The sequence below is a fragment of the Promicromonospora iranensis genome (genome assembly GCF_028994805.1).
GTDB classification, from domain to species: domain Bacteria; phylum Actinomycetota; class Actinomycetes; order Actinomycetales; family Cellulomonadaceae; genus Promicromonospora; species Promicromonospora iranensis.
Map to the genome: position 1 here is coordinate 123,668 of NZ_JAJQQP010000016.1, position 25,713 is coordinate 149,380.

Sequence of the window (25,713 nt, forward strand, 5' to 3'; positions counted from 1 at the left end):
CGTTGTCGTGTGTGAACCGGGGGTCCGACCCTAGGCGTGGGCGGTCTCGCCCACGCCTGGGACCTCATCAGACGTCGGTGCGCGCACCCGCACGGGCTCGTCGGGACGTCCAGACGAGCAGGCCGCCGAGGCTCAGCAGGAGCACGGCGCCGAGCGCCGTTGCGCCGACTGTCGCGCCGGTGGCGGCCAGACCGCCTGCGCCAGGGACGGAAGCATCAGGGTCGGTACCGCCCGGCCCACCCGTACCGTCACCCGGGCCCGGCACGGTCGGGTCGCCGGACGGGCTGGGACTGGGTACCGCTGACTCCTCCGCCAGGAGGAAGTCGAGCCCGGTAACGTCCTGGTCCACGACCTCGAAGGCCAGGGTGGCGTCACCGTCGACGACGTAACCGTCCGGTGGGGTGATGGTGGCCGTGTACTGACCGGGAAAGAGGTCGGTGACCCAGGTGCCGTCCTCGCCGGTGGTGACGGTCACGACGGTCTGGCCGTCGGCGTCGGTCACGGTGATGTCCGTGCCGGGCACGGGGCCGCCGTCGGCGTCGGCGACGGTGCCGCCTGCCTGGTGCAGCTGGGGATCGACCGGCAGCCCGATGACGGCGAAGTTCTCCTCCAGGAAGCTCTCACCGGCGCTCGTGATGGTGACGGCTCGTTCGGTCGTCTCGGCGGAGTACCCGTCCGGGACGGTCAGGGTGATGGTGTACTCGCCGGCGGGCAGGTCGCCCGCGAAGTACGCGCCCTCTTCATCGGCCGTCAGCTCGACCGGACCGTCCGGGCCTTCCACGGTGACCGTGGCGCCGGGTACGGGGTCGCCGGCGTCGTCGGTCACGGTGCCGGCGATCCGGCCCAGGCGGGCCAGGGCGAAGTCGATGCCGGTGATGTCGTCGCCGCCGACCGTGACGTCCTGCGTGACGGGCCCGTCCGTGACGTGCCCGTCAGGGACCTCGATGCTGACGGTGTGGTCCCCGGGCAGCACTCCGTCGAACGTGTAGGTCCCGTCTGCGGCTGTGGTGGTGGTGACCGGCCCGTCGGGGCCATCGAGGGTCACGACGATCCCCGCGACCGGCTCACCGCCCGCGGTCACCGTGCCGGAGACGGCGGAGGGGGCTTGGACGACGAAGTCGTTGCCCGTGCTGGCGTCCTCCTGACCCACCTCGACGGTGATGTTGCCGGGCACTGAGACGGGGCTGTAGCCCTCGGGCAGGTTGCTCAGGCTGAACGCGTACTCCTGGGGCTGGTTGCCGTCGATGTCCCAGGCGACGCCGTCAATGACGTACTGGCCCTGGGCGTTGGTGGCCGTGGTGAACGGGTCGCCGCCGGCAGGCGTGAGCGTGACGGTCGCTCCTGCCACCGGGTTGCCGTCGTCGTCCAGCACGGTGCCGCTCACGGCGACCGGCTTGATGTCACGTGCCGCGAAGTCGACACCGGTCGCATCAGCGTCGGTCAGGTCGACCGAGTCGACGAGGCTTGGGCCCTGGGCGACGAGACCGAACGGGTGCTCGTCGGAGACCGGGGGCAGTGTCGTCATCTCGACCCGGTAGCCCGGGGCGGCGGTGTATCCCTCGAACGCGTACGTGCCGTCCTCGGCGGAGGTTGTCGTGGCCAGCTGGGTGCCGTCGGGTCCGAACAGCGTCAGCGTGGCTTCCGTCAGGGGGCCTTGGGGTGCGCCCGTGTCGTCGACGAGGGTAACGGTCCCGGTGATGTCCCGGGCAAGAGAGGCGAACCAGGTCTGGTAGACCGGGAAGCCGGAACGCTGGAAGAACTCGACCGTCAGGCTTGTAACCGGCACGGTGGGCCGGAACCAGCCGCTGGCACCGTTGGTGTCCGCCGCGGCGTCGTTGCCGATCAGCTCACCGGTGGCCGGATCCCAGGTCGGGGTGTCGTCACCGTTACAGGACGGCGAGCCTGCGCCCGGGCAGTAGTTGAAACCGCCCTGCCAACCGAGCTCTTCGGCCGTCAGCGACTGACCGTCAGGGCCGATAGCGCTGATGACCGCCCGGTCCGCGTCGATGTCACCGAGCACGAACGCCCATCCGCTGGCGGGCGTGGGCCGTTCGAACGTGTAGGTCGTGGTCGACGGCGCCGCCGGGGTGTCGGCCTGCGGGCGCAGGTTCAGGTACTGCTGGTTGCGGCTGGACCCGTACACCGCACCGGGCGGAGAAGCCTCACCCAGCCACGACGTAGCACCGGAGATGACCCCGACACCGCCCCGGGAGTTGGAGGTGGCGCTGGCCGCAGGGAAGCCTCCGGCTGGCAGTTGCATGGTTGTGGACCAGTTGCCGGCCGATCCGGTCAACGGTTCCCAGTCGGCCCAGCCTGCGCTGGTGGCGGCGGAGGCTGATGTGGTGGGTACCAGGGCGGTGAGGATGACGAGTGAGGCAGTCGCGAGCGCGCTCAGCGCTCTGGTGAGGTGGGTCACGAGAAACCACCATAGGAGAACTAGCAGATAACGGCGAAAGATGCCTGAGAAAGGAAACCAAACCGGGTAAAGCGGACCGTATTCATCGATGAGCGTGTCCCCCAACGGCGACGCCACCTCTGCGCAGAAAGTCTCCAGGGCATGGCCGAGGACGGCATGGTAGGAGCCGCACCTTCAGTGCCCTGCGCCCGGCCGCTCCTATTGCATGGGGCTCAAAAGCGGATGCGCTCTCGGGGGCGAGCCCGCCGGCGACAAGTCATCCGCCGCGGATAATACTGAGCGGAGGTCCTAGGCGGTGGTGTGACTTCCTAGAGGTGCAGGCATGCCTTTCAGGCCACCCGGGTATCGATGTCAAAGGGCGTGAACATGAGGCGGGCAAGAAGTTTCACGGTAGGCCTGGTCGTTCTCGTGACAGGCGCGTGCTCCAGGGAAGCGCCGCCGCAGGAGAGCAACGAACGCGTCTGCGGTGCGGCCGAGCAGCTCACGGTCGCCTTGGACATCTTCGACACGACGCTCACACCACAGGCCACGGTGGACGACGTCGCCGCGGCACGCGACGGAGCCGGCCAGGCGTGGCGATACCTGAACACGGCGGCAGGCGACATGGCTCAGGAGCGCACCCGTGCCCTGGACGAAGCATGGAACCGCTTCGACGTGTCGGTCGACCGCATCAGCGAGAGCGCGATCACCCCGGATGTGGCCCGCTCGCTCCGAGACGATGCTGTGGAAGTCCAACAGGCTCGCAATGCCTTGGCAGACAACCTCGGGTGCTGAACGCCGTTCACGATCTGCACGGCATCCAGGACACGCGAAGGGGCACGTGCTGGCGCGAGGGGACGGCGTGGTTGTACCGGTCGCCCGCCCGGGCCTGGGTGATGCTGGACGGCACAAGTCTGGCTGCACGAGCGTGGATTGTCGGCTCCTGGGAGGTGAACTTGTCCGTGCTGGCCCGCCGGTCCAGGCAAGGTCTCATGCCCCGGTTGCCGGGATTCTGGCGCTTTGCCACAGAGTTCGATTCGGGAATGTCCTATTTCATTCCCGGCTCGCTCTGTGCACTCCGATTGCCAGAGACGGCAGCGCGTTTAAGTCTCATTCGTGGTAAGCATAGGTGTGGTCCACCGCTGTTTCCGGCGGAGCTATTAAGGGGAAACGCCTTGCTCCGAGGATTCCATGCAATGAGTCGTGCTGCCGCTACCTTGGCCATCCCGGCCAGTCGGCGCTCGGCAACTTCTCGGCTCGCTCGTCGGTGCGTCCGATGAGGCCCTACTTCTGACGGTCAGAACTTCACAGCTTGCCGGACGCCGCGAGCGGCCGGCGCCAGCGCCCTTTCCACCAAGTGTTCGCGCATGGTGGGCTGGTGGAAAGGGTTCCGGTGGGGCGCCTTCCCGCTTGTCGGGGAAGGCGCCTCACTGCTTCACCAACAGCCGTGTCGCGCGCTACGCTACGCGGCACATGGCCGGCCGAATGCTGCGCGCAGCCGATCCGGAAGGGTTGTGGCCCGATTCACCGAGCGGAGGTCTGCAAGGCTTGCCTCGTAGGGCTCCGCGGGAATGGCTTCGCCCTCCTTGACTCGTCCTCCCGTGCGCACGGTTCACCCGACGAACGCGCGCCCGTCACTCCCGACGGGGCCAGCTTGTCTGGACGACGGACTCTGCGGAAGTGACCGTGGCCACGACGATCCGGTATGTCACTGGCGGTAAGGGCGACGTACCGGTCTCGTTCCCCGCCGGGCGCTGCTCCGAGACTCCTGAGGGCCATGACGGGGGCTGTTCAGGGCGCCTCGGCGCTATCCGGCGGTGTCCATCCCAGTCGTGAAGCGACGGCCAGTCGCTCGTTGTCAGGGACCATGTAGGCGGCGTCGCGGAGCATGTACCTGATCGGGCCGAGCACCGTGTCAGGGATCACCGCACCGCCTAGGTACCGCACGGTCGCTTCGATCGCGTGGATCGCGGCCTCCACGGCGAGGTACACCCAGAAGAGCGCCATCCAGTCGGTTGCATGTCCCTGTGGCACACCGAGGTCGCCGAGGGCGACCCGCAGATGGCTGCGCTCCTGGGAGTGGGTCGCGGAAGACAGGGTGCGCCAGGCGTCCATGCCGAGCGGACCGAGCGCGATCGTGCGCATTTGTGCGGCCTCGTTGCGAGGTTCGAGGACGTAGCCCTCGAGTGTGCCGTCCTTCTTCGCCACGAAGGCCAGCCCGTCGGCGCGTGCTGCCGCACTCAGGCCGTCACGCTCCGCCCGGGCCCGCGCCTCGGCCTCGCCGTCATCGGCCGGGTCCTGGACGGCGTCCTGCCACTCCTGGCGAAGTGCTTCCTGTCGGAGGTTGAACGCCCTGACGGTGCGCAATGTGTCGGAGATCTGCTCGTCCAGGACGTAGGAGACGTGCATCGCGGGTTCCAGCAGCACGCGTGCGACGGCGAGAACGGTCCGTAGCGGGGCGTGCGTCGCGCACAGGACCGCGAGCCCTTCGAGATGGTCGCGCGTGGCATGGACCATCCAGTTCACCGTCTCGATGACGAATACGTTGTCTGGGTTGAGCTCGGACAGGCAACGCACGTCACCAGGGGTGCCGGGCAGCGGCCGCAGGACGCTCCCCGACCTGGGGTCGAGCCCACGTTTCTCCCAGATCGCGAGCGTGAACACCTCCGCGAGCCCGTTCAGGGACCGTCCGGCGTCCTGGATGCCTGGCCGTGGCGGCATGCGATGACTCTTCTCCCGGGCTGCAGCGAGCATCTGGAAGGCGTTTCGGGCGGCGGGGCTGAGTCCCGGGCCGGACGCTGCACGTTCCATCGTCTGATGGTGCCATCTAGGGCCAATGCCGGGAAGTTAGGGCGTTGAGGTCGGTGTCAAGACCATGTTTGTGCTGGTAGCAGCAGCGAAGCTCCTGTAGTTGAGAGCAGTCCGCCAAGACAGCTTTCACCACAGGAGCTTCGCCGTGTCCGATCCTGTCATCAACGTCCGTGCCCTGTCAGCCCCGGGTGTGTTCGCTCCCGGGCATCTGGGAGAGCTCACCGTGCAGGTCCCGCCCGAGGTCGTCGATACGGTCCTGGCCGAGACCGGCCGGGTCGAGCAGCGCGCCCGTCTGCTCCCGGGGCGGGTGGTGGTCTACCTGCTGCTGGCCGGGGCGTTGTTCGAGGACATGGGATGGCGGCAGGTCTGGGCCCGACTCGTGCAGGCGCTCCCCGGGCAGGTCGCCGCGCCGTCCAGCCCAGCGATCAGTCAAGCGCTGCGGCGGGTCGGGATCGCCCCGCTGGCTGCTTTGTTCGATCTGCTGCGCGGTCCCGCGGCGACGACCGCGAACGTGTCCTGGCGCGGGCTGCTGGTGTGTGCGATCGACGGCACCCAGGTCTCGGTCCCGGCCGGGGCGGCCAACGAGACGGTGTTCTCTCGTCAACCCACCCTCCTGGGTGGTGGGGGCGGGTATCCCGCGGTGCGGATCGTGGCCCTGATCGCCTGCGGGACCCGGAGCCTGATCGATGCCCTCTTCGGACCGACCACGACCGGAGAGGTCGCGATGGCCCCGGGGCTGGCCCGCTCGCTACGACCCGGGATGCTGGTCCTGGGCGACCGGAACTTCTGCGCACGCAACGTGGTCGCCGCTCTCGCAGCCACTGGCGCCCAGCTGCTGTTCCGGTCCAAGACCGCGGCCACCGCGGCGCGCCTGCGGCGCGTGCTGGACTACGCGGACGGGACCTGGCTGGCTTGGCACGGACCGACCCTGGTGCGAGTCCTCGACGCGAGCATCACCGTCACTCTGCCCGACGGGACCACAAGGACCGAGTCCTACCGGCTGATCACCACGCTCCTGGACCCCGCCCAGGCGCCCGCGGCGGCCCTCGTGCGGCTCTACCACCAACGCTGGCAGATCGAGACCGCGTACTGCGAGCTGAAGTCGACCATCCTGGGCGGACGCGTCCTGCGCGCGAAGACCCCGGCCGGCGTCACCCAGGAAATCTACGCCCTGCTGACCTGCTATCAACTCCTGCGCACCGCGATGACCGACGCGACCAACACCAACCAGGACCTGGCCCCAGACCGCGCATCGTTCACGATCGCGCTCCTGGCCGCCCGCGACCAGATCGTCACCGCTCGCCACTGCCTGAACGAGCCCGATCTGATCGGGCTCATCGGCGCCGCGGTCCTGGCCGACCTGCTCCCTGCCCCACGGCCACGGACCCGTCAACGGATCCGTAAACGAGCGATCAGCAAGTACAACGCCAGAGGCCCCGCGATCGACCACAAGACCTACCCGATACGGGTAACCCTCATGATCGAACGCGCGACCTTGACACCAACCTCAACGCCCTAACTTCCCGGCATTGCATCTAGGGCCTGTTTCGGACTGGTTAGCGGTCTGGGATCCAGGTCAGGACTTCGGTGACGATCGTGACGTGGTCGGCCGCGGCGGTCGTGTCGTGTTGCCCGGTCGCCGGGTCGCGCCGCTCGATCTCGTAGCCGCCCAGACCATTGGTGCGGGTGTAGGCCGAGAGGGACCAGTCCAGGGCTGTGTCGTCGGGGTAGATCACGAAGAACGTGTTGTCCCTGCTGGCCAGGTCCTCGAGCAGGTCGGTGAACCAGGTCGGCACACAGGGACTGCGGGTGCTGGCACACCCGAACGCGACGATTACCTCGGCCACGTGCGCCGGCCCGCAACGTATACCTCGAAGGGACCGTGCCCTGACGGCGCACGACCCGCGCTGACCCAGGCCGCCCAAAACAACAGCGGGGGTGGCGAGCCCGTCGCGGCCGGTCCTCCGTGCCAGGAAGGGCACTGCAGGTGTGTCCTACGGTGCAAGCGCCACCTACTCACCTGGCGGTGAGCGCTACGCGACGCCCCTTCCCTCTACTGCGTCTCAGGCGAGCACGCCGGCCTCGCTCGGCGGCCGTCCCGTCCGTGTGGGTGATGTGCTCCCTCAGGGGGTGAAGTTAAGTCGGTCGGGTGGCACCGTGGCAGTGAGCGGCGCACTGTGGAACGGGGCCCGTCGGGTCCCCGCAGTGCCGCTCACGACGAAGGAGCCGTCATGACCCGTCGATACAAGGCTGGGCGTCTAGCAGCCGCCGTCCTGCTCGCCCTTTCCAGCCTCGGGGTCGCCGCTGCCGCCCCGGCAGCCGCTGCCGACTGCGATGTGCAGGCCACAACTTCGTACTACAGCTACCTCAACAGCAGCACGTGCCTCAACGCCGGGGCCTATGGGACCTCCGCCTCCACCAGCACCTACACGAACATCGGCTCCATCAGTACCGGCATCAGCACTTCGCTTGGCTACGACTGGTAGTAAACCCAGGTCGCACAGGACTGGGGTTCCTCCGAGCCCAGGCGGCCAGTTAATCTCGCTGTGGTCTAACACCACTCCTGGCGAGATGAGTTGTCCGCCTGGTCGGCTCGGAGGGTAGAACAGATTATGGTCATGTTCCTGGCGACGGCCCTCTGACGGTGTTCAGGCAGGCTCGCTCCTGATGGTCCACTCGGTCGTCTGGTCGTGGTTGGACATGGTCGACATCGTCTCCGAGTCGCGCGTTGGGTGGGTTACGAGCTTCGTAGGTGCGGTGTGCGATCGACACGAGCACGACCGGGACAACAGCGCTCGGCGGAGCGCCGCAGCGGATCTCAGCCCGGCGTGTCCAGCTTGCGGCGAAGCAGGTCTGGTTGTGTCTTGGCGTGGGCGAGGCGTTCCTGGAGGATCTGCTGCTCGGTCTTGGCCGGCGGCGAGGGTTACGGCGGCGTGGGCCGCGCTGAACTGATAGGCGCCGGGTCTCGGACAGGGCAGGGCTTGTGTGGGTGGGGAGCTGAACGCGTTGTACGCAGGTCGTGCGCAGTGGCTCTCAGCCGTCACGGGGGTGCGGTCGTTGGGACTTTTCCGGGGCGCTGGTGATGCGCTGATGGAGCTGCGGTACACGGTGCCGATCGACAGGCTCCGCTCGGCAAGCGGATACCGCGGCACGAGTGTGGCCGGGTCCCAAGCATTTGAGCACGGGCGTGCTGATGCCGCTGATGCCGCCCGGCAGTGCCTCTTCGTGCCTAGGGGAGGACTGGCCGGGACGATCAGCACGCGGAGCCGCACGTGGATTTGCTCGATGCGGCGCGCGCAATCGGGGCACGGCATCTCCTCCCGCGCCCCGGCTGCGAGGATGTCGGCGGCCTCCCATAGCAGCCTGTGGATTTCCCCAGGCTGCGCGGGCACCGTGATGCGCAGAGGCTCCAGCAGGTCAACGAGCGCGGCGGGCACCGTGCGGCGTCCGGGCTGTACTGCTCGGCACGCCAGGGCGACGAGCAGAAGCCCGGTAGCCAGCGTCCAGGGGCGGCTGCCGCCGCACGAGCCCTGGAAACCATCACGACCAACCAGGAGACGGCCCGGCAGCTAGGCCGCCCGGGACCGCGGCGGTCGATGGAGCGTGTCCCGGTGGTCCTGGCCGACGCGCGAGCCCGCGCCGCCCAGCTGGGCCGCGACGCAGACGAACGAGCGCGGCGCGATGCTGCTGGCCGGGCATCCGAGCAGGTCGGCGGCTGGGGCTGGTAGGAATTTCCACAGCCCGGCATCCTGTTGAGTCGTTGAGAACCCAAGCGCTAAGCGCTGCCGGCGGGCAGTATCCACAGGTTTGTCCCAGAGTTATCCACAGATTTCGACCAGTTCGCGGCCCGGGGTCTCGTGCCTGGGGATCGATCGGTAACGTCGACACGCAGCACCGTGTCGGCGCATCGCAGGCCCGGCGTGTTGATGGCGATGGGCGCCGTGACGAGGGGCGGGTGTGATGGATCGGATCTGGCTCGATGTGCCGTTCGAGGAGAAGGGCGAGGCCAAGGAGCTCGGTGCCCGGTGGGCACCGGACGCGAAGCGCTGGTTCGCCCCTCGCCCGGGGATGAAGCGGCTGGAACGCTGGGCGGCGCTACCGGATGTTCCCGATCTGCTGCCTGGTGAGGACCGGTCGTTGGGGTCGGGCTTGTTCGTCGACCTGGTGCCCTCGACGTGCTGGTTCACCAACGTGCGGTCGTGCGTGACCCCGAAGGACTGGGAGCGGCTGCGGCGGATGATCACGCGCCGGGCCGGGATGCGGTGCGAGCTCTGCAGCGCGACCCAGGACAAGGAGACCCGCCGCTGGTTGGAAGCTCACGAGCGGTGGGTGTTCGATCCCGTCCAGGGCGTGCAGCGACTTGCCCGGCTCATCTGCCTGTGCACCGATTGCCATACGGTCACCCACTTCGGGTTCGCGCAGGTGCGCGGCCTGGAGGACGCCGCGTACGTTCACCTGATGGCGGTCACCGGCATGGACCACGCCCAGGCACAGCAGCACGTGCGCGACGCGTTCGCGCTCTGGTCGGTGCGCTCCGAGCGGACGTGGGAGCTGGACCTGTCCATGCTGACCGACGTCGGGGTCACAGTGCAGCGTCCACCATCAGCCAAACAGCGGCCGGCAGCGGTGCAGGAAGCGTTCGTGGCGCAGGACGACGGGATCCGTCACCGCGCCATGGAGCGGGCAAAGGCCGACGGGATACGGCTGCGCGCCGTCGCGCAGCCGGGCGCGGCGCCGCAGGCGACGCCCAGCCCGGTGGATGTCCCTGCGCGTGGGACCGAGGCCACGCGGCCCAGGTCCTTGCTCGGACGTTTGGTCGCGCGGTTGCGTCGAGCCTGAGGGCGGTGGTCGACGACCTCCCGGTGAAGTTCGGTCAGCGAGGCTTGACACGTGAAGCCCGGCGCCAGCCGCTTCACGCTTGCGCGCCGAGCTGGGCGTTGCAGGTGCGCGGCGCGCGAGCGCACCCGCACGCGGTCACACTGGTGGGCATGTGCGGCAGATTCGCCAACGCGCGTCGTGACCAGGAGATCGCCGACCGGTTCCACATCGCCGAGCTCATCGGCGAGGAACCCGACCCGTCCTGGAACGTCGCTCCGACCAACGACGTCCGCGCGGTGCTGGAGCGCGACGAGGGCGGGCACACGATGCGGCAGCTGCGCAGCCTGCACTGGGGACTGGTGCCGTCGTGGGCCAAGGACACCAAGATCGGCGCCCGGATGATCAACGCGCGCGTCGAGACGATCACCGACAAGCCGGCCTTCCGCAAGGCCGCCTCGCGCCGGCGGCTGATCGTCCCGATGGACGGGTACTACGAGTGGCAGGCGCCCGAGAGCGGCAAGGGCCGCAAGCAGCCGTTCTACCTGACCGACCCCGACGGCGCGCCCTTGGCCGCGGCCGGCCTGTACGAGCTGTGGCGCGACCCGACCAAGACCGAGACTGATCCCGATCGGTGGCTGTGGTCCCTGACCGTCATCACCACGAACGCGACCGACACGCTCGGCCAGATCCACGACCGCTCGCCCTTGCTGCTGCCCGACGAGCTCTGGGACCGGTGGCTCGACCCGGACCTGACTGACGGTGACCAGATCGACGCCCTGATTGCGTCGATCCCCGAACCACACCTGACGCCCGTCAAGGTCGGCACGGCCGTGGGTAACGTGCGCAACAACGGCCCGGACCTGATCGAGCCCATCGACTGACGCCGCGCCCGATGCCTCCACGAGGAGTGGGTTACGCAGTCGGTGTGCCGTGCACCTCCGGTGGCCTGACGCTGCTGACCTCGGTGTCTGGTCGGACCCGCACGAAACGCAACAGGTGTCGGAAGCTCTGACCATCCCATCCCACGTCGGCACTGACCTCGACCACGACCGGCTCGACGAGGGTCAGGTCGACGACGTCGCTCCGTGCCGTGTTGAACCGCGAGAACGCCGTGCGAAGCACCCGAGCAGGCCATGGATGGTCTTCCGCTGGCGGTTCCAGCCACGGGGCCAGGGCTCGGCGTCCCGACGGCGACAGCGGGGCGGTCCGGCCCACGATCCTCAGGTCCCCGTCGATCGGAAGGCCTGCCACGACTTCCTGCGGGGCGGTCCGGCGACCGATCACCGCACCACAGATCACGTCGACGGTGTCGCGGTGCTTGACCTTCAGCCATTCCCGGCGCCCGGTCGGGTACGGCTGCGCCGCACCCTTGACGACGAGGCCTTCTATCCCTACGACCGGGTAGGTCTCGAACCATTCGATCGCGAGTTCGCGATCTGCCGTGACCTCTGAGAGGTTCAGTGGCGGCCGCCAGCCGGCGGCCAGCTGCTCCAGCAGCGCGCGACGCTCGTCGAAGGACAGCTGGCGCTGGTCGCGGTTGTCGTGAGCCAGCAGGTCGAACACGGCGTACGAGGCCGGATGGTCAGCGGCGTGGGTGGCTGATCGGTGAGCGCTGCGGCCCATGCGCGACTGCAGCGCCCCGAAGTCCAAGCGACCGTGAGACCAGATCACCGCTTCGCCGTCGAGCACGACGCCAGGTGGAAGTTGCTCGGTACACGCAGAGGCGATCTCGGGAAACGTGCTCGACAGATCGGTGCCGCGACGAGACCACAACCTCGTACCGTCCTGATCGCGCACGGCGGCCAGGCGGCTAGTTGACTGAACTCTTCGGTGCGCTGATTGGCGGCGCGGGTGAGGACATGGAGAGAGTGTGTCGGTGGTTACTGACGTGGGCCGTGTGGTGGAGTTCGAGACGGGGTTGCGCTGGCGGGTGCTGTTTCCCGAACTTGAGCATGTCGCCGCTTCTGGATACCTGCGGGATTTGGCCGCGTCGGATTGCTCTGCAGGAACGCTGCGCAGCTATGCGTACGATCTGCTGCGCTGGTTTCGCTTCCTGCATGGACGCTGGACGCCGTGGGACCGGGCCGAGCGAATCGATGTGCGGGAGTTCGTCGAGTGGCTGCGCGAGACGCCCGTTCAGCAGCGGGTACGCCGGCGTCCGGACGTGCCGGCGCCAGGCTCGGTGAACCCACTCACGGGCAAGACGTCGCTGGGAACGATGTACGCGGCCAGGACGATCAACCACCAGTTGAGTGTCTTGTTCGGGTTCTACGAGTGGGCGTGCGCCGCCGACCTCGGGCCGTTGGTCAACCCTGTCCCGGCCCAGCGGACACGGTCTGCTGGCAGGGTCGCTGCGCACCACAATCCGATGGAGGATTTCGTCATTCACCAGCGGGCGAGGTATCGGCAGAAGACACCACACCCGACGTGGCGGGCGATACCTGATGATGCCGCTGACGCACTGTTCGGGGCACTGCGCAGTCACCGGGACCGGGCGCTGGTGTCGTTCTGGCTGTCGAGTGGTGTCCGGGCCAGCGAGCTGCTGGGGCTGCGGCACGGCGGCGATTTGGATGCAGGTGCGAAAACGATCACGGTGGTCAGCAAAGGAAGCCGATTGCGGGAGACGGTCCCGGCTAGCGTTGATTCGTTCGTGTGGCTTGCGCTATACCTGCAGGAGGGGCCGCCAGTTGAGCACGGCGGCCCGGTGTGGTGGACCCGGCAAGGCACACCGCGACCGTTGACCTACCACGCCGCGAGGGCGGTGCTGCAGCGCGCGAACGCGTCGTTGGGCACGAACTGGACTCTGCACGATCTGAGGCACACAGCGGCGGCCCGGTTGCTGGCCGACCCGGCGTTCACGCTGTTCGACGTGCAGACGATCCTGCGCCACGCGAGCATCTCAACCACCCAGATCTACACCCAGCCTAGGCTGGAGGACTTAGTCGCCAAGGTCCTGGAGCACCATGCCCGGCCGCGGCCGGCCAGACCGGTGATCGAACCTACCTACGACGAGTCCATGGTCCGGGAACTTCTGGGGCTTCCCGCATGATCGAGGTACCAGTCTCGGGCGCTGAGCTTCCGGCCGATTCGCGATCGGCTGCGGGGATCCAGGCGGCACAGACGCGGGCGGCGTCCGGGCCGACGACGAAGCCGTTGTCACCACCGGCCGCGGTGGCACCGGATGCCGTGTTCGGGCCGCGTGGCCGCATTCTGCGGCAGCATGCCTACGACCTAGGGTCTGCACCTCCAGTCTTACCGTCGGGCGCATCTGGTGAAGGGGCCCAGGGCCTCGGCCTGGACGACGCGATCTACTTCACCCTGGACCGGGTGCTCGAGGTGTTTCCGAGCCGCAAGCCGACATCGACCGGCGTGCGGCGGATCCTGCAGTGGCTGGACCGATTCGACGGCGACACCTGGGAGCAGCGGTGGCTGGCCAGCGGCGCCGACCTGGCGCCTCGAACGTGGCGGTCGTCGGTCACGCCACGCACGCCCGAGTCGTCGGTGGCTCAGGGCATGAACGCGCTGCTGGTTGCGCGGGTGCTGCGTCCCTCTTACGGCTGGCAACTGGCTTCCAAGGCCGGCGCACACCTGCCTCAGCGCATACTCACCGTCAACGAGGCGGAGCAGCTGGAACGGCTGCGGGCGCTACCGGCCTACCGGTCGGCGCTATTTCGGCACCAGTACGACGCGGAGGCCTGCTTGTCGCGGGTGCTGATCCGGACAGGGAAACGGCTGCACGAAATCCGAGGCGACGATCTGCTCTTCTACGCCGACGTTGTCCGCACCTCGGGGCGGAACCGGCGCGAGCACCTGGCCTGGGAGTTGCTGGTCACGCTTGGCCCGTTCGCGGGAGAACCGCTCACGCTACGGGCCGCTTGGTCTGCCAAGGGCAACACCCGCCAGCACTCGGTCGAGACCCTGGTCGACCGCTACGGCCTGCCGGCGGGCGCAGTGCGCGACCTGCTGGTCGACTACCTGCGCGAGCTCAAACCGTCAATGGACTACGGCAGCCTGGAGGGCTGGGCCTACCGGCTGGTGCGCTTGTTCTGGTGGGAGGTCCTGCAGATCAACCCCCACCAGGCTGATCTGCGGCTGGCGTCTGAGGTCGCGGCTGAGTGGCGCGAACGACTCGCGGTCACCACTGATGGGCTACCGCGCCGCGAGATCCACTCGATCTTGTTCGCAGTCCGGGGTATGTATCGGGATCTGGCGGAGTGGTCACACGATGAACCGGCGAGATGGGGGCCGTGGGTCGCGCCGTGTCCCGTGTCGCGGCACGAGTCGAGGAACGCCTCGAAGGCGAAAAGGCGTCAGCAGTCGCGGATGCAGAACCGCACCCGGGCCCTGACACCACTGCTGCCGGCGCTCGTCGCCGAAGCGGTCCGCCGCCGTGACTGGGCGGCCCGGTTGCTGACCGCCGGGCAGGAGGCCGGCCATGGGCAGCGGTTCGTCGTCGACGGCTCGGAGTTCGAGCTGCATCATCCGCCACCACGCCGCTACGAGCGGGACCGGCCGAGTCTGCTGCGCGCCAGGATCGTCACCGCGGCACCGGACTTGCCGTTGATCCGGGTCAACCGGCACGGCCTGGTCGACATCACCGCGGCCGAATCCGACGGGTTCTGGGCGTGGGCGGCCATCGAGACACTGCGCCACACCGGGATCCGGGTCGAGGAGTTACTGGAGCTGACCCAGTTGTCGCTGCGTCACCACACGGCCGCCTCCACTGGCACGCTCGTGCCGTTGCTGCACATCGTGCCCAGCAAGAACGACATGGAGCGGTTGATACCGATGACGCCGGAGCTGGTGGCGGTGCTGGTCGCGGTTCAGCGACGCGCAAAGGACAACAGTGGCCGAATCCCGCTGTCGATCCGCTACGACCCCCACGAGAAGGTGCACGGCGAACCGTTTCCACACCTGTTCGTCCGCCGGATCGGCACCCGGAACGAGGTCATCTCGCCGTCGGTGGCCCGGCGGCTCATCGTGGACGTAGCGGTCTCGGCCGGGCTGCGCGACGCCGGCGAGCCGATCCACTTCACGCCTCACGACTTCAGGCGCCTGTTCACCACCGAGATGGTCTCCACCGGTCTGCCGCTGCACATCACCGCGACCCTTCTCGGGCACCTGAACTTGGACACCACCCGCGGCTACACCGCAGTGTTCCCCGAGGAGGTCATCGCGGCCCATCAGCACTTCATCGAACGCCGCCGCGCCACCCGTACGAGCGCCGAACTGCGGACCGCGACCGGTGAGGAGTGGGCAGATTTCGAGAACCACTTCCTGCTGCGCAAAGTCGCCCTCGGCGACTGCCACCGCCCCTACGGCACACCTTGTGTCCACGAACACGCCTGCGTGAAGTGCCGGTTCCTTCGCGTCGATCCCGCTCAGCTGCCGCGCATCGAGGACATGACGGCCAATGCGACCAAGCGGATCGCCGAGGCCAAGGAGCGGGTCTGGCTTGGCGAGGTCGCAGCGTTGGAGGACTCCCTCAAGCACCTGCGCAAGCGCCGCACCGAAGCCGAGCAGCAACTGAAGACAGCAACCGCGTCAATGCCGGCCGAAGACGGTTGATCTGGAACCAAAGAGATGTCCTCGGCGTGCTTCGGTCCGAGCCCTGCCGCAGTGCGCAATAGCTGATCACCTCGCGTCTCGTCAGCCTCAGTGCGGCGGCGTGCTGGTCGGCGTTCCTGGCTTGGACACTGTCGAGCGAGACCATCAGGCGTCCGTGGCGGTTCCTTGCCGCGCTGATCACGGGAATACGCGAGACGATACGTCCCATTTATCCGTTATAATATCCGCCGCGGGGTTCAAAGGTGAAACGTTCGCCTGCCCCGGCTTCATAGGAGGCCATCTTGGTTGGAAGATTCACGCGCACGTCGGCACGCCCCGTTGCGGCGCTGATCGCCGCCCTCGTGTTGAGTGCTGGACCAGCTGCTGCATTCGCGGCTGCCGCACCAGTCGACTCCCCAGCGGTCACTGCCTCGCTCTCCGCTTCGACGGACCCGTTCGCCGACCTGGCCGCCGACGGTTCACTGACTGTCAAGGAGGTCCGCGCACGCATCGAGTCTGGGGGCATGGGGACCATGGCCAAGTCTGGGGGCATCGGGACCATGGCGAACACGTATGGTTACTGTGCCATCCTCGACGGCCAGTTCGGTTGCAAGTCCGGCTACAACACGAGCGATGGCCTTGTCGTTGCGATCGTCTATGAAAACCGCTGGTTCAACACCCAGAACGACGGACTCGTCGGAGTGATCTACAACCCCAATTACTCGGTGGGTTGCACGTCCAGGACCAGCGACTTCGAGGGCGGGGCAAACTTCCCAGCCGTCCTCGACGACAAGGTTTCGTCCGTCCGTACCTACAACGGCTGTGACATCACACTGTGGTCCCGTAGCGGCCTTCAATTCGAGGGCACGTCGTGGATCCATGAGGAGGACGACCTGAACCCCTCCGGGTGGAACAACGTCGCGAGCTCCTTCGAGATCTCGTGACCTGGTAGCGCGAGTGCCCATCCCCCCGCGGCGGACGGGCACTCGCGCTCTGCGAACCTCCACAACAGGAGGGGCGTTCTTCAGCTCGCCCGCCGTCGCAGCCGGACGGCGTGCCGCCGTAGCGAGTCGGCATCGGCGTAGATCCGGTCCAGTAGTCCGTTCGAGCCTGGGCCGGCTGTCGCGGTGGTGTCTTCGGTGAGGTCGATCAGGTGCGTGAAGTCGGGGCGTCTGATCTCGTGCCAGACTTCAGACAAGCCCGGGACCGGCCCCAGGCAACACCGATCTCGCGCGTCGCCTGGCCTTCGATCCACGACCGGTGAGCGGTGTACAGCAGGTCAGGCCGGCGGCCCAGGGCCGCGCGGTCAAGGGGGGACGCACGTTCCCATCAGTGCGCGCTCCGTCGTCCGGCTGGCGTAGACGCGCAGGTGGAGCCGTGGGGCCGTCGAGACTGGGCACGCGCGAGTGCGCATCGACCCCGAGGGACAGCCGCACGGCGGGAGGCATCCGTGTACCCCGTGGCGAGGCGTTGTAGCTCGCGCAGCACGGGCGCGGCCGAACGAGCGTGGATGCCCACCAGGGGCGTCGAGGGCCTCACGATGCCGGGCCGAGTCGAGCGCCCCGGACGGGCAGCGGACCGTCAACGCCCCCGCTACCTCTACGAGCCGCCTCTCACGACTCTCGAACGGGGATCCCTGGCAGCAGCGAAACAGGTTGACAGGTTCAGTGAAGAAAGCCGTCCCACTTCGGCTCGAACCGGCACCCTCCAGGCAACGCGCCGACTCGGGGAATCTGCCCGACCGCACGAGCAAGAGCCACCTGTACTGGACCAGCAAGCCCCGAAGGCATCGCCGCCGCCATGCATCCAGAATCCCGCCGCCGCAGCCAAAGCGCACATCGACGCGGTCACGCCCAGAAGCGCTGCTTGGTCGAACGGAGCAAGACGACAACCCGGCATCGAGGACCGGGGTCGCACAGTTACAAGGAGCCGCCGAGGTCCAGCACGCCCTGGGATAGGCGGCGCGCGGTGGTCTCGCACTGCACCTCGCGCTTCTCGATCAGCACCGCGGAGCGTCCGGTGTGCCGGGCAGCCACCGCGGTGGACCCCGAACCGGCGAAGGGGTCCAGGACGGTGCCGCCGGGTGGGCAGGCGTAGCTGATCAGGAGCTCGAGGACGCTGACGGGTTTCTCGGTCGGGTTGATGCTCCTGGTGCGGTCCTTCGGGGCATGCAGCACGGACTCGACCAGGCGGGTGCCGGTCTCGGTCCAGGTCGATGGCCCGTACTCGGACTGCGTAGTGGGCCCCGCATGCCGCGTTGTGGCGGGGGAGTGGCGGCCGCGCTTGTCGACCTGGGTGCGGGGTGTCTGGTGGTACAGGTCGCGCCACGGCCCGCGGTAGAAGTGCAGGACGTGCTCGTGCGCCCTCCGGAACCGGTCGGTGGCCGGGCTGGTGGCCCGACCCTTGTCCCACACGACATCCTGGGACAGGCGCCACCCAGCGAAATCGCTCCAGTGGTCCAGGAACATCCGCATCGACCCGAACGCCCACAAGCTCGAGGTGTGCGTGGTGAGCAGCTGGGGCCATCCAGTGGGGTAGACGTCCCAGCCGAGGCTGGTCTCCCCGTAGGGCGGGTCGGTCACCACGAGGTCGAACGTCCCGAGCTGGGGCAGGACCTCGACCATGTCGCCCAGGTACAGGGTCACGCCCTGGTCAGCGAAGTACGGCTCCATCCAACTCACCACCCGCCCGCAGTTCGGTGCGACGGTTCGGAGGGACACGAGGTGAGGGGTGTGAAGGCGTGGTCATGGGTGGAAGGTGTTCCGCAACCTCCTGGCGACGCACCGCGTCATCAGCGGGTACGTTCTCCTGCTGTGAAGGCGACGCGCTGATGGAGCTGCGGTACACGGTGCCGATCGAGATGATCGTGACGCTGCCCGATGACCCGGACGACGGGGACTACGACCGGGCGCACCAGGCTGTGCTCGACGTGTTGAGGACAGTGGCGTCCGACGACCCCGCCGTGCGCATCACCAATATGGTGCTTGACCTGCCCGAGCCGGAGGAAGCCGCCGGTACCTGACGGTGGTCAGGCATCACCAGTTGGCGACGAGGTTCCACACGGTCAGGCCGACCAGCAGGACCGCAGCGATGTTCATCGCGGTGAGGATCCGCCCACCAACTCGGGAAGTCCTGAATCCTGGGCGAGTTTCGGTCAACCAGCGCCAGACGGCTAGCCAGACGAACATGACGGCGGCGGCGTAGAAGATGACGCTGCTCAACCCGCTGGTGGTCGTAGCGAAATACACCAGCCCCGCGGCCACGGGTACAAGGAGGAGGACGCTGGTGATCGTCAACCAGCGCGGTGTCCGCGCGGCCTGCCAGGAGACCGCGGTCGGTTCTTCCGGCCCGGAGTTCACCAAATTCCTCCTTGTTTCGGCTTGTCAGGATTGATGCTGCTGGCGATTGTGTCAGAGCTGGGTCGCCCGAGCGCATCGTCCGCGCGTGATTATGGTTCGCGGTCCTGGCAGCGCAGGGCTCGCGGAGGGCGGCCGCCCGGACGCTGTCGGACGAGCAGACTCAGGAGGGCGTGGACCGCCTCGATACGAGTTCACACACCCCGGACACCGATGGCCTGCTGCTGTACGCCTCGCTGGTTCAGTTCGGTAGGTGGCTTCTCGCACCAGGCGGTGGATCTCGGCCGGCTGGAACTGCTGCTGCGCAACAGGCCCGCCACCGCCACCATGAGCGCTGTGCGCAGCCCGACCCTGTTGCGTGGCCTGTGCCCGTCGGCCGGTGGCCTCGCCTCCCATCGGGTACCCGAGCGGGCGAGGATCGCTCCTGACCGCGGGGGTAGGGGCAGTCAGGCGCTGCGGTCTGGACGCAGGGCATCGCCCATGGCATCCAACCGCCGAGCGGCAGCTTCGCGGACGCGGTCATCGGCGTCAACCGCGAGGATTGCCAGGACAGCGGACCCAATGGTGGGAAACGTGGCCACGCGCAGCCTCACGTCCGCCTCGTGGTGAGTCGCGTACCGGGATGCGATGGCCTCGCTGCAGACGGGGTGGTCCAGCACGTGGTGGATGAGCTGTGCGTCCGCGTCCTTGTCTCGTATCGAGGGTGCGATGACGGCGAGCAGCTCAAGGCCCGTGTCGGGGTGGGCGACGAGGTCGATCAGCTCAGCCAGATCGCCTCGATGCGTGGCGGCAGAGTAGTGCCCGTACAGGCCTCGGGATTGGGGCTTTCTCGTGCGACCCACTAGTCAAGCATCGAACGGTAGTTCGACTGTGTCAATCTGCGTTCCACGGCGAAGGAACACGTGTTCGACTTTGAGGTGCATACTGATGCTATGAACGGCCGCGCTTCCATCGATCGCTCGCTGCTGGCATGGGCGGAGCACCGCGACCTGTGGCAGGGCGTGCTCAACGAGTGCTTCGTCCCCGAGCGTGTCGTGGAGCAGGCATGGCGTGGCTCGGACGTGGTGATCGCTCAGGTGGAGTGGGAGCTCGACGGCCTTGAGGAGATCGAGACCGTGGTCCTGGCCAAGGCGGGTGATCTCAGGCAGGTCGAGCTGGTCGACGACCGGCGGTTCATAAAGACGCTGTGGCTGTACCGCGATCACATCCGGGAGATATCGCCGGGCGGTCCGCGACCCTGACGCGCGCTGTCCGCGCGGCCCGGACCTTCACATAGCGATTCGCGTCGTAGAGACTGGGACGCAAGGTGACGTCGCCGCTGGTGAGGCCGCGTAGTGGTCGTAGGTGCGCGCGCCACGAGGCTGGCCTTCGATCTATTGCGGCTTTCCGGCCGCACTCGAAGGGAGCGTAGCCAGCGAGAACCTGGCGTCGCCCTCAGAGGTCTGGGAGTCTGTGGCAGCACCCTTTCCAGGTGAGGAGCCTGCATGATCTCTGAGTCCGTTGTCCGGTTCCGGTCCCTCGATGGGACCGAGCTCGTCGGCGATCTGGCTATTCCTGAAGAAACGCCGAGCATAGGCGTCGTTCAGGTCCATGGCGGCGGGGTCACCCGCCACGAGGCGGGGTTCTTCGACCGCATGGCGGCTGGTCTAGCAGCTTCAGGCGTCGCCGCGCTGCGGTTCGACATCCGCGGACATGGGGAATCCGGCGGACGGCAGGAAGAGCTCACGCTCGCCGGCGTCCTCAACGACATTCGCTGCGCGTTGGATTTCTTGCGTGAGCGGACTGGTGTCGAGCGCACGAGCCTGGTCGGACAGAGCTTTGGCGGCGGGATCTGCGGGTACTACGCCGCGAAGCGCCCGGACGAGGTCGACCGGCTGGTGATGCTTTGCCCCCAGTTGGACTACAAGAAGCGGACGATCGACTCACGCCCGTACTGGCACAACGACCAGATCAGCGAGGAGAAGGGCCGCCAGCTGAGCGAGCACGGTTACATCGAGCACTCGCCGACGTTCCGGCATGGGCGAGCCATCTACAACGAGCTCTTCTGGCTCCAGCCTCACACCGTGCTTGGTGAGATAGAGGCGCCGACGCTCATCGTTCACGGGACTGGGGACACCCTCGTGCCGATCGACACCTCGCTCGCCGCGATGTCGCAGCTGAATGCGGCCTCACGGCTAGAGAAGATCGAGGGAGCCCAGCATGGGTTCGCCGTTGATGGTGATCCCACCTACCTCGATCGGCAGAGCCAGGCCTGGCAGGCCGACGTGATCAAGACCGTCACCAGGTGGGTCACGGCGACGAACTGAGCGCCTGACTGAGCTGTTCGACGGCAGGGCTCGAGCGCCAACGCAGCAGACCGGTCGCTGCATCGTTCACCACGCGACGTGTGCGGCCCGACCCTGTGTGCACGGCAATGTCCAGCGCCTTGAGTGCGGTGGTTGCAGCGTCGTTGGGCAGCCCGGCACGGGCAAGAGCCACTGATCTGCGCGCGCGGAAGAACCCGCTGTCGCGGGTGGACAGGCTGGGCGCGCTCAGGGCGCCGTCGTAGAGTTCCACGGCCCGCTCGGGTTCCCCTGCCTCGATCCAGCACGTCGCTTCACGGACGTGCAGAACAGCCTGGTGATCGGGAGCCGTCTCGCGGGCGCGCCCGATCGCATCGTCGACGTCGACGCGCTGACCGGTCATCAGCTGCCCCTTCGCTCGCTGCAGGATCGCTTCAGCCTTTCCCAGTGCGGTCAGCTGCCACGGTCCGCCCAGCGCAGCACGCGCGAACCCGAGGACGCGGTGACCGTCGCCGGCGTCGTAGGCCATCTGCGACTTGCGCATTAGGACGTATCCCTGCATCGCCGCGTCCTCGCAGAGTTGCGCGTACTCCATGGCCTGGTCGTACCAGTAGGAGGCCTTGGCGCCTTCAGCCAGATCGCGGAAGAGCCAGCCCGCGAGTTCGGCCGCTTCCGCGGCGAGCGTGAGCGCTGCGCCCTGCGTGTGGTCGGGGACGTCGGGGAGCACCGACCGTAACCCCGCAACGACACCGAGAGTGGTGGGCAGGGCGGCGGCAGCGCCTGACCGACCGTCGACCGCCTTGGCCGTCTCGAGCTGGAGTCTGAAGACGTCGATCAGGCCGGCATCGGCGAACCGTCGTGGATCGGAGAACCCGAGCCGCACCCGCTCGGTCCACTCCAGCGAGATGTCCGCATTCGATGCTGTCGGCTCTGGCGTAGGTCGCAGCGTGCCCACGAGCCTCCTCTCGGCGGGCGAGAAATGCACCAGGTCGTCGTCGTCAACAAGGTCGGCCACCGTACATCCGTGGCCGAAGGCCAAGACGAGCCCAGCGAGGTTTTCCAGGCTGGGCCGGGTGCCACCATGGGGCCAGGATTCCCACTTGGAGATGCGGGTTTCGTCGATCGTGGCTGTGTTTGCGGTCCGGTACGCCTGGACGGTCTTCCACTGGTCCCAGCCCAGCGCATATCGCCAGGCGGTTCGAGGTCGGGCACCGAAGCGTCGCTCCATCTCGACAGCGATCTGCGCGACCGGAACGCGCTCGGCCTGCAGCTGACGCCGCACCTGTTCGCGTTCTGCCTTTCCGCTCCGTGCCATCATCGGCCCTCTCTATAGCCCGATCCAGGACTGAGACCTGTTGCCGGTACGGATTCCTTCGAAGCGCTGCCTGAGCGCAGCCAGGTGCGGTTCGGACTCACCCGCGCGGCGCAGCGGCCCGCTGAGCTGGACTAGGTCCCGCATCTGCAGCAGCAGGTCGAACGATTCGTGACGTGCCATGTCGTAGCCGTAGGTGTCGGCGAACTCCTGCACCCAGGCGGTCTCCCGGCCGTAGCGAATCGCGGCGTGCCAGGTGGGGATGAGGTCGATCTCGCGAGGGCCGAGGCTGACGTTGTCCCAGTCACCGAGCATGACCCGATCTCGATCCCACAGGAGGTTTCCGGCCCAGCCGTCGCCGTGGACCATTCCATGGCCCAGCGGCCAATGAGCGGCGGCAATCTGGTGCTGGACGGCGTCGACCCGGTCTCGAAGCCACTCGACTTCTTCGTCGGACAGGCCGGGCAACGGCACGTTCTGTGAGAGCACGCGCCGAAGTGCACCGAACGGTTCCCATCTCGGAAGTTCGATCGGGGGCATCGGCAGGTCGTGGAGTCGTCGCAGCAGGTCGGCCAGGTGGGCCGATCGGAACGGCGGCCCGTCGTCCGGTTGGGGGTAGTACCGCCAGAACGACGCGGTCAGGCCGCTGTCCAGCTGCACGGGAGGTGCGTCCTCGACAGGCGCCGTCGCTGGGTAGGCATGCTCGTTCACGAGCCACCGGGTCACCTCCTGGGTGATCCCGATTGCGGGCGCGGTCTGCCCGACGTTGATCCGGACCACTGCATCCAGCGCGGGCAGGACGAACACGGCGTTGCTGTAGTGATGAACGAGCCGAGCTCCAGCCGCAGACATGCCCCGGGCACTGCACGCCAGCTCAAGTTGGTCCCGCAGGCTCTCTTCGGTGAAGTCCTTCATGCCAGCGTCAGAGGGGCAGCAACGGTGGTACCGAGGACCGTACGGATCCGCTCCTCGAACTCTGGAAGTCCGGGAACGCGGCCGAAGGCCGCCACCCGCCGACGAACGCCCTCTACCGCGGCAACTCCGCGAGCGCTGGATAGTGCGGCGGCCGTCGGCAGGACGGCGTGGAGCAGGGCCAACGCCCTGTCGAGATCTCGACCACGCGCAACGTCGCCGGCGCCGGCGACGTAGGCGCCCGCGATCGCTGCTGCTGCCAGGACATGCCGGCGCTGCATCGCCACATCGTCGACGAGGACCGTCGCCGCCAGTTCTTCGACGCGGTCAAGGCGCCCGAGGTCGACCGCGGCGTAGAGCGCCTCGGTCTGCAGCTGCGTCTCGGTGAAGAAGGCGATCCAGGGCGGATCATCCCGTGACGACTCGCCGTCGAGCGCGACCTCAGCCGCGAACATCGCCGAGTCGGCGCCCGCCGCATCGCCGGCCTTGGCAGAAGCGCGCGCGGAGAGCGCCAGCGACCGTGCCAAGACTCGTGGCGATCCAAGATCCTGGGCAGCCTCGACAGCTGCGTCAGCCAGTGCTGTGGCATGCCCGACCTCGCCCAGGTGTACGGCCTGGATCGTCATGTCGCCAAGAATGTGAGCCCCAAGGGCCTGGTTTCCCGCCGCCTTTGCCAGACGCAGTGCCTGGACGAAGTAACGCTGGCCGGCACCCTGCTGCCCTGAGTCGAACGCCATGAACCCTGCGATGTCGCACAGCCGCGCGACAGCGGCCAAGAGATCGTCCCGGCCGGCCTCGTCGCGTCGAGCACGCAGCAACGGGCTCACCGATTCCTGCAGGTAGTGCCGCAGGGTCGACCGTGCGTACCCGCCCCCGAGCCTGTGGTCGGTCTGGGCGAACGCGTCAGCCATCACGTGGATGCCAGAGATGTCAGACGGGCGCACTGATCGTGACCCCCCACCAGGAGCGGGTTCGTCCGACGGGTCGTAGCGCCAGTGGAGCATCGCCGCGTCACCAGTCGCAGCAAGCCAGGGCGCCTGGGCAGCCGACGGCGACGTATCAGCAGCCCACATCGCCGTGACCGTGGTCATCGTCGCAGGCAGGTCCCGCTTCCAGTCTGAACCCGGATACGGCGCGCCTGACGCGACGGCACGGGGCTCGGCGCTCGCGGCGGGGGACGGGCTGTGTTCTACGAGACCGAGAAGCTTGCGCACAGTGGGAGAGAAGCTGCGCAGGTCATCTTCGTCGACGAGATCGTTGACCTTGCATCCGTGACCGAAAGCGAGCGTCAGGACCACCAGGTTCTCCGGGGTAGGGCGGGATCCACCGTACGGCCAGGACTCCCACTTCGAGATGCGGGAGTCGTCGATCTTGGAGGTGGGGTCCGCAGAGCGGTACTCCTGGACGGCCTTCCACTGTTCCCAGCCCAGCGCATACCGCCATGCCACGCGTGGCCGCACCCCGAAGCGGCGGCCCATCTCGACAGCGATCTGTGCGAACGGCACGCCGTCGGCCAGCAGCTGCCGGCGGACCAGTTCGCGCTCGGCCTTCCCGCTCCGTGCCATCAGATTCCCCTGTCCGGCATTGCTGACCGGCGCGGGGCCGTGAGCGTCTTGAGAACCGTATGGACCCGCTCGACGAGCCGGTCAGAATAGGGCGCCGAATCCACGCCGCGAACAACCTGGACGGGCATCGCCCGCACCTGTTCGCACACCGCTACTTCCGGCGTGCCATCGGTGTCTGCATTCATCCGGACATGGGTCTTCCAGCCTCGGTCGACGCTGGTCAACGGCACCGCGATCACGAGCTCCATGGCCTGATGCTGCTCAGGGTGGGATAGCACCAGCCACGCCCGATCACCGGCCTGCTCAAGCTCGCCCAGGGGATCCTTGCTTACCCACAACCGGTCGCCCCAGTAAATGTCGCTCAGCTCCGCCCGGTGCCTCATTGTTCTCTTGCCTCGAGCTGCGACACGTGGTCCTCGGCGTCCACTAGTCCGACGACGTTGTGGACCTCTTGCCGATACTCCTCGTCCGGCACCTGCGCATTCACTCCGGCCCAGAACTGACGTTCCCGGTCAGCGACGAGCAGTGTCTCGACCGCGCGTCCCAAAGCTAACCCGCCGTGGGCATCGGCGTAGGCCTTGAGCTCACGGTGCACGGTGGGCGAGACCTTGATAGTCGTCTGCGGCATAGGGCACAAGGTACCCAACGGTAGCTACAGAGGTATACCTCTTGGTGGGTATCTCTTGGCTGTCGTGCAGAAATTTGCACCTGGAGC

At 67.6% G+C, this 25,713-nt stretch carries 25 protein-coding genes; 12 read left to right on the forward strand and 13 right to left on the reverse strand.

The annotated features are described in order from the left end of the window. Positions 1–67: 67 nt before the first annotated feature. Positions 68–2,416 (reverse strand): MSCRAMM family protein, encoded by a 2,349-nt coding sequence (locus LUM46_RS23760; protein ID WP_274997546.1) that lies wholly within the window; start codon positions 2,414–2,416, stop codon positions 68–70. A 366-nt stretch (positions 2,417–2,782) separates the two neighbouring features. Here LUM46_RS23760 and LUM46_RS23765 point away from each other — a divergent pair, with 366 nt between their 5' ends. Then, positions 2,783–3,190: a hypothetical protein gene (locus LUM46_RS23765; RefSeq protein ID WP_274997547.1), complete on the forward strand. Its 408-nt coding sequence runs from the start codon at positions 2,783–2,785 to the stop codon at positions 3,188–3,190. 996 nt (positions 3,191–4,186) lie between these two features. Here the strand turns inward: LUM46_RS23765 and LUM46_RS23770 are convergent. Next, positions 4,187–5,116 (reverse strand): hypothetical protein, encoded by a 930-nt coding sequence (locus tag LUM46_RS23770; RefSeq protein ID WP_274997548.1) that lies wholly within the window; start codon positions 5,114–5,116, stop codon positions 4,187–4,189. A 235-nt stretch (positions 5,117–5,351) separates the two neighbouring features. Between LUM46_RS23770 and LUM46_RS23775 the strand changes: the two genes are divergently transcribed. Further along, positions 5,352–6,725, forward strand: a complete 1,374-nt coding sequence (locus LUM46_RS23775) for an IS4 family transposase (protein ID WP_274997549.1) — start codon at positions 5,352–5,354, stop codon at positions 6,723–6,725. Between the two features lie 37 nt (positions 6,726–6,762). Here LUM46_RS23775 and LUM46_RS23780 read toward each other — a convergent pair whose 3' ends face one another. After that, entirely contained in the window at positions 6,763–7,002 is a 240-nt protein-coding gene (locus LUM46_RS23780; protein ID WP_274997550.1) for a hypothetical protein, read from the reverse strand. Between the two features lie 435 nt (positions 7,003–7,437). On the opposite strand from LUM46_RS23780, the gene LUM46_RS23785 reads away from it, so the two are divergent. The 4 genes from LUM46_RS23785 to LUM46_RS23800 all read left to right on the forward strand — a co-directional run bounded on the left by LUM46_RS23785 (position 7,438) and on the right by LUM46_RS23800 (position 10,905). Then, positions 7,438–7,692 carry a hypothetical protein gene (locus tag LUM46_RS23785; RefSeq protein ID WP_274997551.1) on the forward strand — a complete coding sequence of 85 codons (255 nt, stop codon included), beginning with the start codon at positions 7,438–7,440 and terminating at the stop codon, positions 7,690–7,692. 879 nt (positions 7,693–8,571) lie between these two features. Next, positions 8,572–8,934, forward strand: coding sequence for a hypothetical protein (locus tag LUM46_RS23790; protein WP_274997552.1), 363 nt, complete (start codon positions 8,572–8,574; stop codon positions 8,932–8,934). Between the two features lie 232 nt (positions 8,935–9,166). After that, entirely contained in the window at positions 9,167–10,045 is an 879-nt protein-coding gene (locus LUM46_RS23795; RefSeq protein ID WP_274997553.1) for a DUF5710 domain-containing protein, read from the forward strand. 149 nt (positions 10,046–10,194) lie between these two features. Further along, positions 10,195–10,905, forward strand: coding sequence for an SOS response-associated peptidase (locus tag LUM46_RS23800; RefSeq protein WP_274997554.1), 711 nt, complete (start codon positions 10,195–10,197; stop codon positions 10,903–10,905). 31 nt (positions 10,906–10,936) lie between these two features. On the opposite strand, the gene LUM46_RS23805 is transcribed toward LUM46_RS23800, so the two are convergent. After that, positions 10,937–11,821 carry an ATP-dependent DNA ligase gene (locus LUM46_RS23805; RefSeq protein WP_274997555.1) on the reverse strand — a complete coding sequence of 295 codons (885 nt, stop codon included), beginning with the start codon at positions 11,819–11,821 and terminating at the stop codon, positions 10,937–10,939. 79 nt (positions 11,822–11,900) lie between these two features. On the opposite strand from LUM46_RS23805, the gene LUM46_RS23810 reads away from it, so the two are divergent. The 3 genes from LUM46_RS23810 to LUM46_RS23820 all read left to right on the forward strand — a co-directional run bounded on the left by LUM46_RS23810 (position 11,901) and on the right by LUM46_RS23820 (position 16,515). Continuing rightward, a complete protein-coding gene (locus tag LUM46_RS23810; protein ID WP_274997556.1) occupies positions 11,901–13,073 on the forward strand; it encodes a tyrosine-type recombinase/integrase in 1,173 nt (390 codons plus the stop codon). Continuing rightward, complete coding sequence (locus tag LUM46_RS23815) at positions 13,070–15,592, forward strand: tyrosine-type recombinase/integrase (protein ID WP_274997557.1); 2,523 nt, start codon at positions 13,070–13,072, stop codon at positions 15,590–15,592. The genes LUM46_RS23810 and LUM46_RS23815 overlap by 4 nt, the downstream gene beginning before the upstream one ends. A 281-nt stretch (positions 15,593–15,873) precedes the next feature. Further along, a complete protein-coding gene (locus LUM46_RS23820; RefSeq protein ID WP_274997558.1) occupies positions 15,874–16,515 on the forward strand; it encodes a hypothetical protein in 642 nt (213 codons plus the stop codon). Between the two features lie 80 nt (positions 16,516–16,595). Here the strand turns inward: LUM46_RS23820 and LUM46_RS23825 are convergent, their stop codons facing one another. Further along, positions 16,596–16,769 (reverse strand): hypothetical protein, encoded by a 174-nt coding sequence (locus LUM46_RS23825; RefSeq protein WP_274997559.1) that lies wholly within the window; start codon positions 16,767–16,769, stop codon positions 16,596–16,598. A 721-nt stretch (positions 16,770–17,490) separates the two neighbouring features. Beyond that, complete coding sequence (locus tag LUM46_RS23830; protein ID WP_310242939.1) at positions 17,491–18,243, reverse strand: DNA-methyltransferase; 753 nt, start codon at positions 18,241–18,243, stop codon at positions 17,491–17,493. A 158-nt stretch (positions 18,244–18,401) separates the two neighbouring features. Here LUM46_RS23830 and LUM46_RS23835 point away from each other — a divergent pair, with 158 nt between their 5' ends. Next, positions 18,402–18,593: a hypothetical protein gene (locus LUM46_RS23835; protein ID WP_274997560.1), complete on the forward strand. Its 192-nt coding sequence runs from the start codon at positions 18,402–18,404 to the stop codon at positions 18,591–18,593. 13 nt (positions 18,594–18,606) lie between these two features. On the opposite strand, the gene LUM46_RS23840 is transcribed toward LUM46_RS23835, so the two are convergent. Both LUM46_RS23840 and LUM46_RS23845 read right to left on the reverse strand, forming a co-directional pair. Further along, complete coding sequence (locus LUM46_RS23840; RefSeq protein WP_274997561.1) at positions 18,607–18,930, reverse strand: hypothetical protein; 324 nt, start codon at positions 18,928–18,930, stop codon at positions 18,607–18,609. 443 nt (positions 18,931–19,373) lie between these two features. After that, on the reverse strand, positions 19,374–19,769 hold the full coding sequence (locus tag LUM46_RS23845) for a hypothetical protein (RefSeq protein WP_274997562.1): 396 nt from the start codon (positions 19,767–19,769) through the stop codon (positions 19,374–19,376). A gap of 90 nt (positions 19,770–19,859) precedes the next feature. On the opposite strand from LUM46_RS23845, the gene LUM46_RS23850 reads away from it, so the two are divergent. Continuing rightward, complete coding sequence (locus LUM46_RS23850; protein ID WP_274997563.1) at positions 19,860–20,168, forward strand: hypothetical protein; 309 nt, start codon at positions 19,860–19,862, stop codon at positions 20,166–20,168. Positions 20,169–20,411: 243 nt separating this feature from the next. Continuing rightward, positions 20,412–21,233, forward strand: coding sequence for an alpha/beta hydrolase (locus tag LUM46_RS23855; protein ID WP_274997564.1), 822 nt, complete (start codon positions 20,412–20,414; stop codon positions 21,231–21,233). Here LUM46_RS23855 and LUM46_RS23860 read toward each other — a convergent pair. The 5 genes from LUM46_RS23860 to LUM46_RS23880 are packed head-to-tail and all read right to left on the reverse strand — an operon-like array spanning position 21,217 to position 25,626. Continuing rightward, the gene (locus LUM46_RS23860) at positions 21,217–22,527 is read right to left on the reverse strand and encodes an NsdA family TPR-like regulatory protein (RefSeq protein ID WP_274997565.1); all 1,311 of its coding nucleotides are present in this window, start codon (positions 22,525–22,527) and stop codon (positions 21,217–21,219) included. The genes LUM46_RS23855 and LUM46_RS23860 overlap by 17 nt on opposite strands. A gap of 9 nt (positions 22,528–22,536) precedes the next feature. Next, positions 22,537–23,436: a phosphotransferase family protein gene (locus tag LUM46_RS23865; protein ID WP_274997566.1), complete on the reverse strand. Its 900-nt coding sequence runs from the start codon at positions 23,434–23,436 to the stop codon at positions 22,537–22,539. Further along, positions 23,433–24,998, reverse strand: a complete 1,566-nt coding sequence (locus LUM46_RS23870) for an NsdA family TPR-like regulatory protein (protein ID WP_274997567.1) — start codon at positions 24,996–24,998, stop codon at positions 23,433–23,435. Before LUM46_RS23870 ends, LUM46_RS23865 begins: the two co-directional genes overlap by 4 nt. Further along, positions 24,998–25,381 (reverse strand): type II toxin-antitoxin system PemK/MazF family toxin, encoded by a 384-nt coding sequence (locus LUM46_RS23875; protein WP_274997568.1) that lies wholly within the window; start codon positions 25,379–25,381, stop codon positions 24,998–25,000. The genes LUM46_RS23870 and LUM46_RS23875 overlap by 1 nt, the downstream gene beginning before the upstream one ends. Beyond that, complete coding sequence (locus tag LUM46_RS23880) at positions 25,378–25,626, reverse strand: hypothetical protein (protein WP_274997569.1); 249 nt, start codon at positions 25,624–25,626, stop codon at positions 25,378–25,380. The genes LUM46_RS23875 and LUM46_RS23880 overlap by 4 nt, the downstream gene beginning before the upstream one ends. Between the last annotated feature and the right edge of the window lie 87 nt (positions 25,627–25,713).

Coding starts and splice junctions, on each gene's coding strand:
- LUM46_RS23765 (WP_274997547.1), top strand. CDS start 2,783: ATGAGGCGGGCAAGAAGTTTCACGGTAGGCCTGGTCGTTCTCGTGACA.
- LUM46_RS23770 (WP_274997548.1), bottom strand. CDS start 5,116: ATGCCGCCACGGCCAGGCATCCAGGACGCCGGACGGTCCCTGAACGGG.
- LUM46_RS23785 (WP_274997551.1), top strand. CDS start 7,438: ATGACCCGTCGATACAAGGCTGGGCGTCTAGCAGCCGCCGTCCTGCTC.
- LUM46_RS23795 (WP_274997553.1), top strand. CDS start 9,167: ATGGATCGGATCTGGCTCGATGTGCCGTTCGAGGAGAAGGGCGAGGCC.
- LUM46_RS23800 (WP_274997554.1), top strand. CDS start 10,195: ATGTGCGGCAGATTCGCCAACGCGCGTCGTGACCAGGAGATCGCCGAC.
- LUM46_RS23815 (WP_274997557.1), top strand. CDS start 13,070: ATGATCGAGGTACCAGTCTCGGGCGCTGAGCTTCCGGCCGATTCGCGA.
- LUM46_RS23830 (WP_310242939.1), bottom strand. CDS start 18,243: ATGGAGCCGTACTTCGCTGACCAGGGCGTGACCCTGTACCTGGGCGAC.
- LUM46_RS23835 (WP_274997560.1), top strand. CDS start 18,402: ATGGAGCTGCGGTACACGGTGCCGATCGAGATGATCGTGACGCTGCCC.
- LUM46_RS23850 (WP_274997563.1), top strand. CDS start 19,860: ATGAACGGCCGCGCTTCCATCGATCGCTCGCTGCTGGCATGGGCGGAG.
- LUM46_RS23855 (WP_274997564.1), top strand. CDS start 20,412: ATGATCTCTGAGTCCGTTGTCCGGTTCCGGTCCCTCGATGGGACCGAG.
- LUM46_RS23860 (WP_274997565.1), bottom strand. CDS start 22,527: ATGATGGCACGGAGCGGAAAGGCAGAACGCGAACAGGTGCGGCGTCAG.
- LUM46_RS23865 (WP_274997566.1), bottom strand. CDS start 23,436: ATGAAGGACTTCACCGAAGAGAGCCTGCGGGACCAACTTGAGCTGGCG.
- LUM46_RS23870 (WP_274997567.1), bottom strand. CDS start 24,998: ATGGCACGGAGCGGGAAGGCCGAGCGCGAACTGGTCCGCCGGCAGCTG.
- LUM46_RS23875 (WP_274997568.1), bottom strand. CDS start 25,381: ATGAGGCACCGGGCGGAGCTGAGCGACATTTACTGGGGCGACCGGTTG.
- LUM46_RS23880 (WP_274997569.1), bottom strand. CDS start 25,626: ATGCCGCAGACGACTATCAAGGTCTCGCCCACCGTGCACCGTGAGCTC.